The following is a 16,847-nucleotide window of genomic DNA, read 5'->3' as shown; positions in this document are numbered from 1 at the left end:
TGCGATCGTCGCACGAGACGATGGAGATCGTGGATAGGGTGAGCGGTGCTAGGCGGGCATGATGAGCCCCAACCCTCGGGCAGACCGTGGCAACGCTATTTCTACCGCCCGGATACGTCACGCCGGTCGAACCAGCGGCGCAACTGAAAAAAGGGGCGGCATGGACCGGTATCGCAACGGAAGCGATCCTCGGATGCGCAAGTCGGGATTGCGCGGCGCGACGATGGCCGTAAGGCATTCGGACAACTAAGTTCGGTGAGAGTTCGATGCCGTGACCAGCTCCAGCGAGACGCTCCTGATCACCGGCGTCGCCGGTTTCGTGGGATCCGCGATCGCCCGGGCGGCGGCGGCGCATGGCATGCCGGTTAGGGGGCTGGTCCGACCATCCAGCCCGCGGACCAACCTTGTCGATTTCCCCGGTGCCCTCGTCGAAGCGGATCTGCGCGACGCGGCTGCCGTAACGGCGGCGATGGCAGGCGTAAGCCACGTCATCCATACCGCGGCAGACTACCGGATCTGGGCCCGCGATCCCGAAGAGATCGTCCGCAACAATCGCACCAGCACGCTTAACGTCATGGCGGCCGCGCTGGCAGCCGGGGTAGAGCGCATCGTCTATACCAGTAGCGTCGCGACGCTGCTTCCCGACCCCACGGGGGCCGCCGACGAAACCCGACCCGCCACTGAACAGACCGTCGTCGGCGCGTACAAACGCAGCAAGGTGGTCGCCGAACGGTTGGTCGAGGCGATGGTCCGCGAGCAGGGCCTGCCCGCCGTGATCGTCAATCCCTCGACGCCGATCGGCCCGCGCGACGTGCGGCCCACGCCGACCGGGCGGATCATCGTCGAAGCGGCGAACGGCAAGATGCCCGCGTTCGTCGACAGCGGCCTCAACCTCGTCCATGTCGACGATGTGGCGCGCGGTCATCTGCTGGCGCTCGATCGGGGCCGGATCGGCGAGCGCTATGTGCTCGGCGGGCAGGACGTCGCGCTGGCCGACATGCTCAAGGCGATCGCGACGATGGTCGGTCGTCGTGCGCCGACGGTCCGCCTGCCGCGCGCACCGCTGTTCCCGCTGGCGTGGCTCAACGAACGACTGGCCGCGGTCACCGGCAAGGACCCGTTCCTGACGCTCGACGGACTGCGGATGGCCAAGCACACGATGTTCTACAGTTCCGCCAAGGCGACGCGCGAGCTTGGCTACCACGCGCGGCCGCATGAGCAGGCGCTGGCCGATGCGATCGCCTGGTTCCGGCAGGCGGGCATGATCGGGTGATCGGCATCGCCGTATCGACGGTCGCGATCTGGCTGTATCTGGTGCTCGGCAATGGCGGCTTCTGGCTGGCCCGCGAACGCGACACGCGCGACGTACCCCCTGCCCCCGCGCCCAGTGTTACGTCCTGGCCCGATGTCGTCGCGGTCGTGCCCGCGCGCGACGAGGCGGACGTCATCGCGCGCGCGATCGGCAGCCTGGCCGCCCAGGACTATCCCGGCGATTTCCGCATCGTGCTGATGGACGACGGCAGCAGCGACGGGACGGCGGACATCGCGCGTGACGCCGGTGGCGATCGGCTGACCATCCTGCGGGGCACACCCCTGCCCACCGACTGGACCGGCAAGCTGTGGGCGGTATCGCAAGGTATCGCTGCGGCCGGATCACCGCGCTATCTCTGGCTGACCGACGCGGATATCGCGCATGCCCCCGATACGCTGCGGTCGCTGGTCGCCAGGGCCGAGCACCGTGATCTGGCCCTGGTCTCGCTGATGGCGAAGCTGCGCTGCACGCATTGGGCGGAACACGCATTTATCCCCGCATTCGTGTACTTCTTCCAAATGCTCTACCCGTTTTCGCGCGTGAACGGGCAAGGGCCGGGTGCCGCAGCGGGGGGCTGTATGCTGGTGCGCCGTGAGGCTCTGGCCGCGGTGGGCGGGATCGGCGCGATCCGCGGTGCGCTGATCGACGATTGCGCGTTCGGTGCGCTGATGAAGACGCAGGGGCCGGTCTGGCTCGGGCTGACCGAGCGGTCGCGCAGCATACGCCCCTATGACGGCATCCGCCCGATCGCGGCGATGATCTCGCGGTCCGCCTACGCACAGCTCGACTATTCGCCGCTCAAGCTGATCGGCGCGGTGATCGGCCTCGCGCTCGTCTATGCCGCCCCGCCGCTGCTCGCGCTGTTCGCCGATGGGCCGGCCCGCGCGGTTGGGATAGCGGCATGGCTGCTGATGACGCTGTCGTTCCTGCCGATGCTGCGCTTCTACCACCGCTCGCCGTTATGGTCGCCGTGCCTCCCGCTCATTGCGGCTTTCTACACGGGCTGCACCTTGCTATCCGCCTGGCAGCACGGGCGAGGCCGTGGCGGCATGTGGAAAGGGCGCGCGCAGGCTGCGCGGCAATGATGGCAACGGCATCGGATCAGCAGACCGCCGACCTCGCGTCCGGCAAGGATCACACGGGCGAGAACTTCCCGGTCGCCTCGGCGATCCTGAAGCGGAAGCACCGCGCGCCGATCATGGCGTTCTATCGCTTCGCGCGCGCCGCCGACGACATCGCCGACCATCCGACCGCACCCGCCCAGGACAAGCTAGCCCGACTGCACGCCATGCGGCTGGGCGTGACCGGCCGAGGCGACGAACCGCAGGCGCTGACGTTGCACCGGGTGATGGCCGAACGGGGTTTGGACGCGCACCATGCCAACGACCTGCTCGACGCGTTCGAACACGACGTCACGGTCCGCCGCTATGCCGACTGGGACTCGCTCATCGCCTATTGCCGGGTCTCGGCGATGCCGGTGGGACGTTATGTGCTCGACGTCCACGGCGAGGATCGCGCGACCTGGGAGGCGTCGGATGCGCTGTGCGCGGCGTTGCAGATCATCAACCATCTTCAGGACTGCGGGAAGGATTACCGCGCGATCGACCGCGTGTATCTTCCCACGGACATGCTTGCCGCGCACGGCGCCCGGGTCGAGGATCTTGGAGCAGAGGCCGCATCGCCCGCGCTCAGGGCCACGATCGTCACGCTCGCCGAACGCACGCGCGGCCTGCTTGCGACGAGCGCCGGTTTCTCCGCGATGATCCGCGACCGCCGGCTTGCCGCCGAGGTGGCGATCATCCAGAGACTTGCCGAGAGCCTGACCGAACGCCTGCTGACGCGCGACCCGCTGAGCGAGCGCGTCCATCACGGCAAGCTGGAGGCGGCGTGGCTCGCTGCGGGCGCTGCGCTGGGCAGCCTTGTACGGGGACGTCCGCGATGAATCCCAATGCGACACCCGCCGCGCTCCGCGCCCAGGTATCGGGCAGTTCCTTCTATGCCGGCATGCGCGTGCTGCCGAAGGCCGAGCGCGAGGCGATGTATGCGATCTACGCGTTTTGCCGGATCGTCGACGACATCGCCGACGATCAGCAGGGCATACCAGCGGAGCGCGCCGCTCAGCTCGACCAGTGGCGGACCGATATCGATGCGCTCTATGCCGGTGGCGACCCCGGACAGGCGATCATCGTCGCCGAGGCCGTCCGCCGCTTCGATCTCGATCGCGCCGATTTGTACGCGGTTATCGATGGTATGGGGATGGACGTCGCAGCCGACATACGTTGGCCCCCCGCCGCGACGCTCGACCTGTATTGCGACCGCGTTGCCTCGGCGGTCGGGCGGTTGTCCGTGCGGATCTTCGGGATGGACCCGGCGCCCGGTATCGCGCTCGCCTTCCATCTTGGCCGCGCGCTGCAACTGACCAATATCCTGCGCGACATCGACGAGGATGCTGCGATCGGCCGGGTCTACCTGCCGTTCGAACTGCTCAGCGGTGCGGGCATCCCGATCACCGCACCGGCCGAGGTCATAGCCGATCCGCGCATCGACGCCGTTGCGCGCGCACTCGCGACCGAAGCGCATGGCCATTATGCGCAGGCCAACGCGATCCTGGCGAAGCGCCCGCGCGGACACCTGATCGCGCCGCGGTTGATGGCGGCGGCCTATGCCAAGGTGCTGTCGCGGATGGAGGGTGTCGGCTGGGCGCCGCCGCGCACCCGCGTCCGCGTATCGAAGCTGGCACTGCTCTGGACGATACTGCGCCTGAGCCTGACCCGGTGAGCTTTTCCGGCGTGACGATTGCCGGAGCGGGGCTGGCCGGGCTTGCCGCCGCAGTCGCTGCGCGCGAGGCGGGGCTGGCGGTCCGGGTGGTCGATGGCGCGGCGCAGGCAGGCGGACGCTGCCGGTCGTATCACGATCCGCAGCTCGGGCTGACGATCGACAACGGCAATCATCTGGTCCTGTCGGGCAATACTGCGGTCACCCGCTTCCGGGCGACGATCGCCGCGACGCCCCCCCTCGCCGGGCCGGACCATGCCGATTTCGCATTTTGCGATCTTGCGACGAACGAACGCTGGACGGTGCGGATCAACGATGGTCCGGTGCCCTGGTGGGTGATGGCGAAACGCCGTCGCGTGCCGGGCAGCCGTGCGCGCGACTATCTGCCGCTAGCCCGTCTGCTCGGCGATCGGGAGGAGCGGATCGACGCGCGGATCGCGACCGATGGTCCGGTGTGGGCCCGGTTGCTCGAACCCGTGTTGCTCGCCGCGCTGAACACCGCACCTGCCGAAAGTTCGGCGAAGCTCGCAGGCGCGGTCCTGCGCGAGACGATCGCGAAAGGTGGCAAGGCCATGCGTCCGCGGATCGCCGAGCCGAACCTGTCCGCGGCGTTCATCAATCCGGCGCTGGCGTGGCTCGCGGGCCATGCAAGCCCGGTGACGCTCGGCCGCCGCCTTCGCGCGATCGGCTTCGAGGGCGACCGTGCGACCAGCCTGGACTGGGGCGACGGACCGGAACAGATCGCAGACGACGAGGCGGTGATCCTCGCCGTGCCCGCCTGGACCGCAACCGTGCTAATTCCCGGTCTCCAGGCACCCGACGAACACCGCGCGATCGTCAACGGGCATTTCGCGTTTCCAGCCCCAACCGGCGCGCCCGCGATGCTGGGACTGCTCGGCGGGACCGCGGAATGGGTTTTCGCGTTTCACGATCGACTTTCGGTGACCGTGAGCGCCGCCGATCATCTCGTCGACCGCGACCGCGAGACGCTAGCACAGGCGTTCTGGGCGGATATTTGCGCCGCGCTCAAGATCGACGCGCCGATGCCGCGCTGGCAGATCGTCAAGGAAAAACGGGCGACCTTCGCCGCCACGCCCGAGCAGAATGCCAAACGCCCGCCTGCGCGTACCCGCTGGCGCAACCTGTTCCTTGCGGGCGACTGGACCGATACCGGCTTGCCCTCGACGATCGAGGGGGCGCTGCGCTCGGGCGAAACCGCCGCCCATTTGGTAAGGGGCGATCATGCCCGATAACGATCCTATGCACGCCCCCCCTTCGCTTGCCGCGGTTGAAGTCGCGGTCGACCGCGCTACCGCCGCATTGGCCGCGCAGCAGCGCGACGACGGGCACTGGGTGTTCGAACTCGAGGCCGACGCGACGATCCCGGCCGAATACGTCCTGTTGCGGCATTATCTCGGCGAGCCCGTCGCTGCGGATCTGGAAGCGAAGATCGGACGCTACCTCCGCCGCATCCAATCCGAGGCGCATGGTGGCTGGGGCCTGTTCCACGACGGCGCGTTCGATGTCAGCGCAAGTGTGAAGGCTTATTATGCGTTAAAAATGATCGGCGACACGACCGATGCGCCACATATGGTGCGCGCACGAACCGCGATCCTGGCTGCGGGCGGTGCGGCGGCGAGCAACGTCTTTACGCGAATCCAGCTTGCGCTTTTCGCCGCGGGGCCGTGGGCGACCGTGCCGATAATGCCGCCCGAACTGATCCTGACGCCGCGCTGGTTCCCGGTCCACTTGTCCAAGATGTCGTACTGGGCGCGCACCGTCGTCGTGCCGTTGCTCGTGCTGGCCGCGCTGAAGCCGGTCGCCCGCAATCCGCTGGGGGTGAAGATCGACGAACTTTACACCGGCGCTGCGGTTCGGCCCGGGTCGAAGGCTGCAGATACGAAGTGGCTGTGGACGGCCGGCTTCGGCGCGCTCGACCGGGTGCTGAAGGTCGGCGACCGGCTCTGGCCCAAGCGGATGCGCCGGCGCGCGATCGAAGCTTGCACAGCGTTCGTCACCGAGCGGTTGAACGGCGAGGACGGGCTCGGCGCGATCTATCCGGCGATGGCGAACAGCGTGATGATGTTCGACGCACTCGGCTATGCGGCGGATCATCCGGCGCGGGCGATCGCGCGGCAGTCGATCGAGAATTTGCTCATCGTCGGCGAGGACGAGGCGTATTGCCAGCCCTGCGTCTCGCCGGTGTGGGACACCGCGCTCGCGGCACACGCGATGATGGAAGCGGGCTGCGACGACCTGGCCGCGAAGGCGCTTGCCTGGTTGAAGCCGCGGCAGGTGCTCGACGTGAAGGGCGACTGGGCGGACGAGAAGCCCGACGTGCGGCCCGGCGGCTGGGCGTTCCAGTACAACAACGATCATTATCCCGATCTCGACGATACCGCCGTGGTCGTGATGGCGATGGATCGCGCGCAGGCCGGGGCAGCGTACGCTACCGCGATCGAACGCGGCGTCGAATGGACCGTCGGGCTGCAAAGCCGCAACGGCGGCTGGGGCGCGTTCGATGCGGACAACAGCTACGACTATCTGAACAACCTGCCCTTCTCCGATCATGGCGCATTGCTCGACCCGCCGACCGCGGACGTCAGCGCGCGCGTCGTGTCGATGCTCGCGCAGCTCGGCCAACGCGACGGGCCCCGCATGGCCAGCGCGCTCGCCTATCTGGAGCGCGAGCAGATGGCGGACGGCAGCTGGTTCGGGCGCTGGGGCGTCAACTACATCTACGGCACCTGGTCGGTGCTGTGCGCGCTGAATGCGGCAGGGTTTACAGCCGAGCACCAGATGGTCGCCAAGGCGGTCGACTGGCTTGAGCGCATCCAGAATGCCGATGGCGGCTGGGGCGAGGATTGCGACAGCTATGCGCTCGATTACGCCGGCTACACGCCCGCACCGTCGACCGCATCGCAGACCGCCTGGGCGCTGCTTGGGCTGATGGCGGCGGGTAGCGTTGACGGCGATGCGGTCGAGCGGGGGATCAACTGGCTCTCGGCGCAGCAAGATGCCGACGGTCTGTGGGGCCAGGAACACTATACCGGGGGCGGGTTTCCACGCGTGTTCTACCTGCGCTACCACGGCTATCCAAAGTATTTCCCGCTCTGGGCGATGGCGCGGTATCGCAATCTAAAGCGCTCGAACACGCGCGCCGTCGGGTACGGGATGTGATCCTTGTCGCGTGCGGCCTGCAGCGCGAGGCGCAGCTAATCGAAAAGGCGGGGCTGGTCCCGGTGATCGGCGGCGGCGATGCCGAGCGGCTGGGAGACGCGCTCGAACGGCGCTGTGGAGAGGCCAACGCGATCCTGTCGATCGGGCTATGCGGCGCGTTGGCAGCCGATCTCGACATCGGCGATGTGGTGATCGATGCCCACGCTGCGGGTCTGAACGCGTGGCTGCGAGCCGAGCTTCCCCACGCTCGTACCGGCGCGATCGTTGGACAGGACAGTCCCGCAGCTACAAGCGACGCCAAACACAGCCTTCATCTCGCTACCGGTGCGCTGGCCGTAGACATGGAGTCGCATGTCGCCGCGCGCGTGGCGATGCACCGGGGACTGCCGTTCGCGGCGATCCGCGTGGTGTCCGACGATGCGCGGCGGACCCTGCCGCCCGCCGCGCTCGTCGGCATGCGACCGGACGGCGGGATGGCCCTGGGCGCGGTGCTGAAATCACTCGCGCGGCATCCTGCCCAACTCCCCGCGCTGATCCGCACCGGAATCGACGCGGAGCGGGCGTTCCGAGCGTTAAGCAGCGCGTTGCGCGCGCTTGAAACCCACGGGATCGGCTTCCTTGATCCGCGCGAGTTCACGCTCGACCTGTGACGCATAGGTCTCGGCAGCGGGACGCTGGTGCGACAGGTCGATATCGGGCTTCATCGGTCCGTCGGTCCGAACGCCCTTCATCGCCACCTTCATGAGCTTGAGCGGATGACGGATCGCATCGGTCGCCGCCGTGCCTTCGAAGCCGCAATGGACCATGCAGTCGGCGCACTTCTCATATTTGCCGACGCCGTATTCGTCCCAGTCGGTGCCTTCCATCAACTCGGCGAACGTCGCCACATAGCCTTCGCCGACGAGGTAGCACGGTTTCTGCCAGCCGAAGACGGTGCGCAGCGGCATCGACCAGGGCGTGCATTCATAGGTCTGGTTGCCCGCGAGGAAGTCGAGGAACAGCGGCGAGTTGGTGAAGGTCCACGCCTTGCCGCCATTGCCACGCGAAAATACGTCGCGGAAGAAATTCTTGGTCCGCTCGCGGTTGAGGAAATGCGCCTGGTCGGGTGCGCGCTCATAGGCATAGCCCGGCGAAATCGTGATCTCGACGCCGTTTGCTTCCATATCGTCGAAGAACGCCGCGGTGCGTGCCGGATCGGCACCGTCGAACACGGTGCAGTTGACCTGGACGCGGAAGCCCTTTGCCTTCGCGAGTGCGATCGCATCCTTGGCGACGTCGTACACGCCGTCCTGGCAGACCGACTTGTCGTGTGCGGCCTGATCGCCATCAAGATGGATTGACCAGGTGAAGAACGGCGACGGCGTATAATCGTTGATCTTCTTCTTCATCAGCAGCGCGTTGGTGCACAGGATGACGAACTTCTTCCGATCGATGTACCCCTTGACGATCTTCGGCATGTCGCGGTGCAGCAGCGGCTCGCCGCCGGCGATTGAGACTGCCGGCGCGCCGCAATCGTCGATCGCCGCCATGCACTCGTCATAGCTCAACCGCTGGTTGAGGATCGCGTCGGGATAGTCGATCTTGCCGCAGCCTGCGCACGCCAGGTTACAGCGAAGCAGCGGCTCGAGCATCAGGACGAGCGGATATTTGCCGCCCTTGATATGCTGTTTGACGGTGTAGGCGCCGATGCGCGCGATCTGGCTGAGGGGAAGGCTCATGCTCGTTCCTATTCGGCCGCCGCGGCGGTGGCGCGGGGCATTCTGAGTTCGGCAGGAAGGCTGAATTCGACATTCTCCTCCACGCCGTCGAGTTGTGAAACGCGCACGGGTCGCAACAGTCGCAACGCGGCGATCACCGAATCGACCAGTTCGTCGGGTGCCGATGCCCCCGCCGTGATACCGACTGCGGCGACGCCGTCGAGCCAGGCCGGATCGACCCCATCGCCGTCATCGACCAGATAGCTCGGTATGCCCATCTCGGCACCGATCTCTCGCAAGCGGTTCGAATTCGAGCTGTTGGCAGCGCCGACGACGATCAGCAGATCGCTGACGCGCGCCAAATCACGTACCGCGGTCTGGCGGTTCTGCGTAGCATAGCAGATCTCGGACACGTCCGGCCCCTCAACATCAGCGAACCGCGCATGCAGCGCCATGATGACGCCGCGGGTGTCGTCGACGCTCAGCGTGGTCTGCGTGACGTAGGCGATCGGCGTGTCGACCGGGATCGACAACGCCTCGACCTCTTCAGGGGTCGAGACCAGATGCATCGGCGCATCGACCTGCCCCATCGTGCCGATCACCTCGACATGGCCGGCATGACCGATCAGCACAATCGTGCGCCCCGACTTCGCATAGCGACGTCCCTGGATATGGACCTTCGTGACCAGCGGGCAGGTCGCGTCGAGTACGGGGAGTTCCCGCAGCCGCGCCTCCTCTTGCACGCTTCGCGCGACACCGTGTGCACTGAAGATCGTCACCGCACCGGGAGGGATCTCGGTCAGGTCCTCGACGAACACCGCACCCTTGCGCCGCAGCTTGTCGACGACGTGCCGGTTGTGGACGATCTCATGTCGGACATAGACGGGCGCAGAGTAGCGCTCGATCGCCTTTTCGACGATGTCGATCGCGCGAACCACGCCGGCACAAAAACCACGAGGTTGCGCGAGGATCACCTGAAGCGGTGTCGTCACTGTAGCGGGGGAACGATCGATGTTCCCATCGGTGGTTTGCAAGACCGCCATGTCCTTTCCGTCATCACCGAGGCATGGCGTCCGATTTCGAACCGCCTCTGGATGTCGCGCCATAGGTAACCATTGCGCCCCCATGGCGAAAGGTCAAAACTTCGGCTCGGCCCCAGCAGCTTTCAAATCCCGCCGCCTATTCGCTTTCTGGACCTGGCACGCGCCTGTCGGTATGCGACGATACAATCAGTTTTTCGGAGAAACCCGCATGCGATCCCTGCTCCAGATCCTGCTGTCCTCGGCCGTTCTGCTGCCTTCGTCGCTGGTTGCCGTTGCACCGGTATCGGCGCAGGCGGGCGATCCGGCTCAGGCGCCGGTCAAGGCGCTCGACGACGGCCTGCTTGGCATCATGAAGAGCGGCAAGTCGGCGGCCGCCCGCGCCGCTGCGATCGGCCCGGTCATCGATCGCAGCTTCGACCTGCCGTTGATGACGCGGCTTTCGGTCGGCGCGGGCTGGACCACGGCCAGCGCAGCGGATCAGAGCGCGCTCGTCGCGGCCTTCCGCCGCATGACGATCGCGCAATATGCCAAGAACTTCGACAGCTGGTCCGGGCAGGCCTTCACGATAGATCCCAAGGTCGACACGCGCGGTGGCGACCGCCTCGTCCGCACGACGCTGTCGAGCAAGTCCGGTAGCCCGACCGCCCTGTCCTATCGCCTGCGCCAAAGCGGCGGCAGCTGGAAGATCATCGACGTCTTCTACCGCAATTCGATCAGCCAGCTTGCGACGCGCCGTGCCGATTTCGCCAGCGTCCTTCAGAGCGGCGGCGCCAAGGCGCTGGTGACCCATCTTGACGAGCTCGCGGCGAAGAGCGCCAGGTGAGTCCAGCGATCGCGGCATTGCTGCTGGCCGGGGTTTCGCAGGCAGCGCCCCTCCCCCCACCTGCGCCTCCGTCAGCGCAGGTGGGCGAGGCGCCCGCCGCTTCGCCCCCAGCCGCCACACCGCACGGCCGTCCCCGCCATGCGCGCGGGGATTCGCTTGAGGGTTTCAATCGTCGCATGTTCGCTACGCAGCAGGGCTTCGATCGGCGGTTCTTCCGTCCCGCGGCGATGGGATACAAGCATGTCGTGCCCAAACCGGTGCGATCGGGTATCCGCAACGTCTTCAGCAATCTGGGCGAGCCGATCGTCTTCCTGAACTATCTGCTGCAGCTAAAGCCCGGCAAGGCCGCCGAGACGTTGGGCCGCTTCATGTTCAATTCGACGCTCGGGATCGGCGGGCTGGTCGACGTCGCCAAGCTGCCGGCGATCAAGCTACCACACCGACCCAACGGGTTCGGCAATACGCTGGCCCTCTACGGTGTGAAGCCGGGGCCCTATATATTCCTGCCGTTTGTCGGGCCGTCGACATTGCGCGATCTGCTCGGCGGACAGGCTGACGGACTGGTGCTGCCGCTGGCGGTCGGATCGCCGTTCGACCGGCTCGAATACCAGGCGCCGCGCGCTGTCCTGACCGGGCTGGACACGCGGGCGGAGGCGGACGACGATCTGCGTGCATTATTCGCCGGTGCGGTCGATCCGTATGCGACGCTGCGATCGGTGTACCTGCAAAATCGGGTAGCCGAGATCCAGCGCTTACGGGGAACCAGAGCGAAGGCAGCCGGTGGCGAACTGGACGACCCGCTGGCAGATCCGGCGAGTGGCGCTACGGCACCAGCGTCGGATGCTCCCGAACTTTCGGACCCATTGGCCGATCCTGCGGCAATTTCTTTGCCGACGGCGACGGCGACGCCAGCGCCATCTGAACGTGAATCTGCCCCAGAGCTTGCTGATCCGCTGACCGACCCAGCCGCGTCTCAGGCGAATCCCCGAACACCGAACCCGTCCTCAACGCCATTACCCTGACCTCCGTCAAGATTACGGAGCCTTGAAATCCTCCCCCTTGCGGGGCGGGCCCAGCAAGGCGGGTTCAAAGATCAACGCGCAGACGAGCGTCCAGGCGAGCGAGATCATCAGGATCTTGCCCATGCTGGCGGTACCCGGATGGTGCGACAGCCACAGGCTGCCGAACGCGGTGCCGGTGGCGAGCGCGCTGAACACGATCGCGCGCGCAAGGCTCGATTGCAGCAGATCGGTCGCGCCGCCGCGCCATGCCATCACGAAATAGATGTGAAACGCGACGCCGACGCCGAACAGCAACGGGAAGGCGATGATGTTGGCGAAGTTGATCGGCTGGCCGATCACGACGCAGGTGCCGAGCGTCAGGAAGATCGACAGCACCACCGGCGCCAGCGTGAACGCCACCTCCTTCGCGTCGCGCAGCACGGCGAACAACAGCAGGCTGACCAGCACGAGGGCGATCACGCCGGCCTGCACAAACGCGCCGGCGATCGTGAACGCGGCCGCCTGGGTCGCGACCGGCAGCCCCGATGCGTTGGGAGCGATCGCAGTCACGGCCGTGCGGAACCGCTCCATCACGCGGTTGTCGTTGGCATTGCCGGACGGGAACACCGAAACCCGGTACTGGCCGGTCGGGGCCTGCCAGTCGCGGACCAGCGCCGGTGGGAGCGTCGCGCGCGTCACGCCCTGTGCCTGCAACGCCGCACGCGCCTGATCGAGCATGACCGCGAGCGGTTGCGACAACATGTCGTCCACCCGGTTGCGTGCCGTGGGCTGCGCGGCGGCAAGCCGATCGAACGCATCGGCCAGCCCCGAACGATCGCCAGCCTGGCGCAGCTTGGCGGTCACGGCCCGTAACGCAGCGACGCGCGCGGCATCATCGGTGCGGGGGGCGACATCGAACGGGTTGAGCGTGAGGTCGAGCAGGACGTTGGCATCGCCGATCGCCGCCAGCTTCACCGGCTGGTCGGCGGGTACGAAGCTGTCGATCGAGATGACCTGTTTCACTTCGGGAAGGCGGCTCAGCTCCCGGGTCAGTGCGACCACGCGGGCATGATCCGGGGCGAGGATATCGATCGTGTTGGGCGTCCGCGTCGGATCTCGCGTCAGATCGGCGAGCGTGCGCATCGCCGGACCGTTCGGATCGCGCAGATGGAGCGGATTGAAGTCGAACGTGACGAACGGGAGCAGCGCGATACTGGCCAGCATCGCGGCACCGAACGCCCATAATATCGTCCGCCGCCGCGTTTCGAGCGCGCGGTCGATCGGTGCAGCCCAGGCGAACCCGACCTCGCGGGTCGGCGCTCCCGGCCGCAGGAGCAGCACCAGCGCGGGGAGCAACGTCACGCTGAACGCCAGCGCGATCACCATGCCAAGCCCGGCGATCACGCCCAGCTCGGCGACCCCGATATACGCAGTCGGCAGGAACGCACCGAAACCGAGGAAGACCGCGCCCGCCGCGAGCAGCAGTGGCGCGCCGAGCGCGGTCGCCGCGCCGCGCAGAGCGTCCGCGGGACTGGCGCCGTCGACCCGCTCGGCGTTGAACCGCACGCAAAGCTGGATCCCGAAGTCGACGCCGAGACCGACGAACAACGGGATGAACGCGACCGAGATCAAGTTCAGGCGACCGACCACCGCCATCCCGACCGCGGTGGTGACGACCAGACCGACGACGATCGTCGCGACGATCGCGGCGACCAGCCGAACCGAACGGGTCGCGAGCCAGAGCGTCACCAGCATCGCCGCCAGCATCACCAGCCCGACGACGCCGATATTCTCCTCCAGCGTCGCGAACTCCTCGTCTGCCAGCGGTACCTCGCCGGTCAGGCGGACGTCGACGCCGTGCGCTGCATCGAGCCGCAATGCGCCGGAGGCTGCGGCGACGGCACGGGCGGCCTCCTTGCCGGGGGTCAGAGAGCCGTAGTCGAGCACCGGCCTGACCAGGATCAGCCGACGGGTCGGTGCGGCGAGCGCTGAACTGCCGTCCGCGAACAGCGTCTGCCAGGAGAAGAACGCCGGCTTGCCCGCGAGGACGCGATCGGTCGCCTGCGCGAGCGCGCGCATCGGCGGATCGATCTGCGCCAGCGTCGCCGAGCCGGCCGCCACCCCGTCGAGCATCGTCGACAACGCGCCTGCGACACCGTGCAGCGACGGATCTGCAGCAAGCGGCCCCAGCATCGGTTGCGCCGCGATCAGCGCCGCGGTCGCCTTGCGGACGTCGTCGGGGGAGCCGAACAAAAGGCCTTCGCGCGCGAAGAAGTCGCCGCCATCGGGTCGGCGCACCAACTGGAAATGCCGCGGGTCCTCCGCCAGCCGCATCGACAGCCGAGCCGCGCCATCCTCGGCGAGTTCGGGCGTCCGACCATCGACGACGATCAGCATCGCGTCGCGCAACTGCGGGAACGCGTCCTTCATCGCGCGCTCCTGACGCCGCCAGTCGACATCGGGCGAGATCAGCGCGCCGGTATCCGTCGTCATCGTGAAGTGCGTGGCGGTGAACAGCAGCGCGAGCAACGCGGTGAGCAGGCCGAGCGCAGTCGTCAGCCAGGGCCGGCGGATACTGATCGACACGAGGCGCGGGACCAGCATCCGCAGGGTCGAGGATATCGTCACGTCAGAGGAAGTACCGCAGTTTCAGCGCGATCGTCTGCGCGCGCCCATCGAACGCGAAGACGGCAGCGGACCATTTCGGCGGCGCCATCCGGATCGGCGCATCGTTGGAGAAGCCGACGCCTTCCTTGGGGATGCCGAACAGCGCGCGGTCGACCTTGCCGTTGGCGTTCGCGTCGTGGAACGCCTGCACCGCGTATGTGCCGGCGGGCAGGCCGCGGACCGTCACGGTCGTCATACCCGCCTGCGCGGGTGCCACACCCGACCACGGGCAATCCTCCTTCAGGAACTTCGCTTGCGGGCAGACGTCGACATGCACGCGCCCCTTGGCGTTGCGCACATTGCTGACGTGCACCGTCAGGACTCCCTCCGGTGGCGGCGCAGCGCCTGCCAGCAGGATGAGCAATACAAACGCAGCGACGCGCTTCACGCGGACACGCCCGCAGCCGCGATATTATGCCTGAGGGCTTTCAACACGGTGTCGACCAACGCCGTCGCGTCGAGCCCGGCCTGTGCATACTGGCGTTCCGGCTTGTCCTGATCCTGGAAGACATCGGGCAGACGCAGCGTGCGCACGGTCAGACCGCCGTCCAGCAAACCCTCGTCCGACGCCATCGTGAGGACGTGTGCGCCGAAGCCGCCGACCGAGTTCTCCTCGATCGTCACCGCGACTTCGTGCGTGGTGAGCAGTTTCCGAATCAGATCGACGTCGAGCGGCTTGGCGAAGCGCAGATCCGCTACCGTCGTGCTTAACCCCTTGGCTTCGAGAACCTCGGCGGCCTTCAGCGCTTCCTCGAGACGCGTGCCGAGCGACAGGATCGCGACGGTCTTGCCCTCGCGCACGACGCGACCCTTGCCGATCTCCAGCAGCTCGGGAGTCTCGGGCAGCGCGACGCCGGTGCCGTTGCCGCGCGGATAGCGCACAGCGATCGGGCCGGTGTCGTACTGCGCCGCAGTGTGCGTCATGTGGACGAGTTCGGCCTCATCCGCCGCCGCCATCACGACGAAGTTCGGTAGCGTGGCAAGGTACGTGACATCGAACGAGCCCGCATGAGTCGCGCCGTCGGCACCGACGAGACCCGCGCGATCGATCGCGAAGCGGACCGGCAGGTTCTGAATCGCGACGTCGTGGACGACCTGATCATATGCGCGTTGGAGGAACGTCGAGTAGATCGCGCAGAACGGGCGCATGCCTTGCGCGGCGAGGCCTGCCGCGAAGGTTACGCCGTGCTGTTCGGCGATGCCGACGTCGAAGAATCGGTCGGGATACGCCTTGGCGAACGCGTCGAGTCCGGTGCCCGACGGCATCGCCGCGGTGATCGCGCAGATCCGCGGATCGTTCGCGGCCTCGGCGACGAGCTGCGCGCCGAACACGTTCTGGTATTGTGGCGGTCCCGGCGGCGCCTTAGTCTGGACGCCCGAGATCACGTCGAACTTCTGGACGCCGTGGTATTTGTCCGCAGCGGCCTCGGCGGGGGCATAGCCCTTGCCCTTCTTGGTGACGACGTGGACGAGGATCGGGCCTTCCTCGGCATCGCGGACATTCTCTAGCACCGGAATCAGGTGTTCGAGATTGTGCCCGTCGATCGGGCCGACATAGTAGAAGCCGAGTTCCTCGAACAGCGTGCCACCCATCGTCATGCCGCGCGCGAGTTCATCGGTCTTGCGGATCCCGTCCGCGATCGGCTTTGGCAACCGCTTGGCGAGTTTGCGCGCCAGATCGCGAAAACCCAGGAACTCGCGACTGGACACGATACGGCTGAGATAGGCCGAGAGACCACCGACCGGCGGGGCGATCGACATGTCATTGTCGTTGAGGATCACGACCAGGCGGTTGCCCGCCTGCGCGGCGTTGTTCATCGCCTCGTACGCCATGCCCGCGGACATCGCGCCGTCGCCGATCACCGCGATGCCCTTGCCGGGCGTGCCGGTGATCTTGTTGGCGATAGCAAAGCCCAGCGCCGCCGAGATCGAGGTCGACGAATGCGCCGCGCCAAACGGGTCGTATTCGCTCTCGCTGCGCTTGGTGAAGCCACTGAGCCCCCCGCCCTGGCGGAGCGTGCGAATCCGGTCGCGGCGTCCGGTGAGGATCTTGTGAGGATAGCATTGGTGACCAACGTCCCACACCAATCGGTCGCGCGGGGTGTCGAAGACATAGTGGATCGCGGTGGTCAGCTCGACCACGCCGAGCCCGGAACCGAGATGCCCGCCAGTGGTGCCGACCGCGGAAATCGTCTCCGTACGCAGTTCGTCGGCGAGCTGGCGGAGCTGGTCCGGGTGCAACTTGCGGAGGTCGGTGGGTGTCGAAACGGTATCGAGCAGCGGGGTCGCAGAAGAAGCCATGGTCGGTTCTAATCCACCGGTTTCGCGAATACAAAGCGATGTTTCGGC

At 66.9% G+C, this 16,847-nt stretch carries 14 protein-coding genes; 9 read left to right on the top strand and 5 right to left on the bottom strand.

Translation table 11 applies throughout. The features are described from left to right. Positions 1-271 precede the first annotated feature (271 nt). Genes hpnA through C8J43_RS11315 form a run of 7 tightly spaced genes read left to right on the top strand, consistent with a single transcriptional unit; the run spans position 272 to position 7,917 of the window. Complete coding sequence (gene hpnA / locus C8J43_RS11345) at positions 272-1,273, top strand: hopanoid-associated sugar epimerase (protein ID WP_243645543.1); 1,002 nt, start codon at positions 272-274, stop codon at positions 1,271-1,273. Beyond that, positions 1,270-2,397, top strand: a complete 1,128-nt coding sequence (locus C8J43_RS11340) for a glycosyltransferase (RefSeq protein WP_133030997.1) — start codon at positions 1,270-1,272, stop codon at positions 2,395-2,397. The genes hpnA and C8J43_RS11340 overlap by 4 nt, the downstream gene beginning before the upstream one ends. Next, complete coding sequence (gene hpnC / locus C8J43_RS11335) at positions 2,397-3,254, top strand: squalene synthase HpnC (protein WP_133031426.1); 858 nt, start codon at positions 2,397-2,399, stop codon at positions 3,252-3,254. Before C8J43_RS11340 ends, hpnC begins: the two co-directional genes overlap by 1 nt. Next, a complete protein-coding gene (gene hpnD / locus C8J43_RS11330; protein WP_133030996.1) occupies positions 3,251-4,090 on the top strand; it encodes a presqualene diphosphate synthase HpnD in 840 nt (279 codons plus the stop codon). The genes hpnC and hpnD overlap by 4 nt, the downstream gene beginning before the upstream one ends. Then, positions 4,087-5,340, top strand: a complete 1,254-nt coding sequence (gene hpnE / locus C8J43_RS11325) for a hydroxysqualene dehydroxylase HpnE (RefSeq protein WP_133030995.1) — start codon at positions 4,087-4,089, stop codon at positions 5,338-5,340. Before hpnD ends, hpnE begins: the two co-directional genes overlap by 4 nt. Before the next feature lie 7 nt (positions 5,341-5,347). Next, positions 5,348-7,267 carry a squalene--hopene cyclase gene (gene shc / locus C8J43_RS11320; RefSeq protein WP_243645542.1) on the top strand — a complete coding sequence of 640 codons (1,920 nt, stop codon included), beginning with the start codon at positions 5,348-5,350 and terminating at the stop codon, positions 7,265-7,267. Next, positions 7,264-7,917: a phosphorylase gene (locus tag C8J43_RS11315; protein WP_165899611.1), complete on the top strand. Its 654-nt coding sequence runs from the start codon at positions 7,264-7,266 to the stop codon at positions 7,915-7,917. The genes shc and C8J43_RS11315 overlap by 4 nt, the downstream gene beginning before the upstream one ends. Here the strand turns inward: C8J43_RS11315 and hpnH are convergent. Together hpnH and ispH are read right to left on the bottom strand one after the other, a co-directional pair. Then, positions 7,840-8,985: an adenosyl-hopene transferase HpnH gene (hpnH, locus tag C8J43_RS11310; RefSeq protein WP_133030993.1), complete on the bottom strand. Its 1,146-nt coding sequence runs from the start codon at positions 8,983-8,985 to the stop codon at positions 7,840-7,842. The genes C8J43_RS11315 and hpnH overlap by 78 nt on opposite strands. A gap of 8 nt (positions 8,986-8,993) precedes the next feature. Beyond that, positions 8,994-10,007 carry a 4-hydroxy-3-methylbut-2-enyl diphosphate reductase gene (gene ispH / locus C8J43_RS11305; RefSeq protein WP_082470739.1) on the bottom strand — a complete coding sequence of 338 codons (1,014 nt, stop codon included), beginning with the start codon at positions 10,005-10,007 and terminating at the stop codon, positions 8,994-8,996. Positions 10,008-10,215: 208 nt separating this feature from the next. Between ispH and C8J43_RS11300 the strand changes: the two genes are divergently transcribed. Both C8J43_RS11300 and C8J43_RS11295 read left to right on the top strand, forming a co-directional pair. Beyond that, positions 10,216-10,830, top strand: coding sequence for an ABC transporter substrate-binding protein (locus tag C8J43_RS11300; RefSeq protein ID WP_133030992.1), 615 nt, complete (start codon positions 10,216-10,218; stop codon positions 10,828-10,830). Next, positions 10,827-11,852 carry an MlaA family lipoprotein gene (locus C8J43_RS11295; RefSeq protein ID WP_347812507.1) on the top strand — a complete coding sequence of 342 codons (1,026 nt, stop codon included), beginning with the start codon at positions 10,827-10,829 and terminating at the stop codon, positions 11,850-11,852. The genes C8J43_RS11300 and C8J43_RS11295 overlap by 4 nt, the downstream gene beginning before the upstream one ends. Positions 11,853-11,864: 12 nt before the next feature. On the opposite strand, the gene C8J43_RS11290 is transcribed toward C8J43_RS11295, so the two are convergent. The 3 genes from C8J43_RS11290 to dxs are packed head-to-tail and all read right to left on the bottom strand — an operon-like array spanning position 11,865 to position 16,799. Next, entirely contained in the window at positions 11,865-14,435 is a 2,571-nt protein-coding gene (locus tag C8J43_RS11290; RefSeq protein WP_133031424.1) for an MMPL family transporter, read from the bottom strand. Positions 14,436-14,460: 25 nt separating this feature from the next. Continuing rightward, positions 14,461-14,886 (bottom strand): DUF2141 domain-containing protein, encoded by a 426-nt coding sequence (locus tag C8J43_RS11285; protein WP_133030990.1) that lies wholly within the window; start codon positions 14,884-14,886, stop codon positions 14,461-14,463. Continuing rightward, complete coding sequence (dxs, locus tag C8J43_RS11280) at positions 14,883-16,799, bottom strand: 1-deoxy-D-xylulose-5-phosphate synthase (protein WP_133030989.1); 1,917 nt, start codon at positions 16,797-16,799, stop codon at positions 14,883-14,885. Before dxs ends, C8J43_RS11285 begins: the two co-directional genes overlap by 4 nt. Positions 16,800-16,847 lie beyond the last annotated feature (48 nt).

The organism is Sphingomonas sp. PP-CE-1G-424 (genome assembly GCF_004341085.1).
In the GTDB taxonomy this organism is placed as follows: Bacteria; Pseudomonadota; Alphaproteobacteria; order Sphingomonadales; family Sphingomonadaceae; genus Sphingomonas.
Note: the sequence above shows the minus strand (reverse complement) of the source record. Positions and strands in the feature narration are given on the sequence as shown.

Coding starts and splice junctions, on each gene's coding strand:
- ispH (WP_082470739.1), bottom strand. CDS start 10,007: ATGGCGGTCTTGCAAACCACCGATGGGAACATCGATCGTTCCCCCGCT.
- shc (WP_243645542.1), top strand. CDS start 5,348: ATGCACGCCCCCCCTTCGCTTGCCGCGGTTGAAGTCGCGGTCGACCGC.
- C8J43_RS11300 (WP_133030992.1), top strand. CDS start 10,216: ATGCGATCCCTGCTCCAGATCCTGCTGTCCTCGGCCGTTCTGCTGCCT.
- hpnD (WP_133030996.1), top strand. CDS start 3,251: ATGAATCCCAATGCGACACCCGCCGCGCTCCGCGCCCAGGTATCGGGC.
- hpnH (WP_133030993.1), bottom strand. CDS start 8,985: ATGAGCCTTCCCCTCAGCCAGATCGCGCGCATCGGCGCCTACACCGTC.
- C8J43_RS11290 (WP_133031424.1), bottom strand. CDS start 14,435: ATGCTGGTCCCGCGCCTCGTGTCGATCAGTATCCGCCGGCCCTGGCTG.
- dxs (WP_133030989.1), bottom strand. CDS start 16,799: ATGGCTTCTTCTGCGACCCCGCTGCTCGATACCGTTTCGACACCCACC.
- hpnC (WP_133031426.1), top strand. CDS start 2,397: ATGGCAACGGCATCGGATCAGCAGACCGCCGACCTCGCGTCCGGCAAG.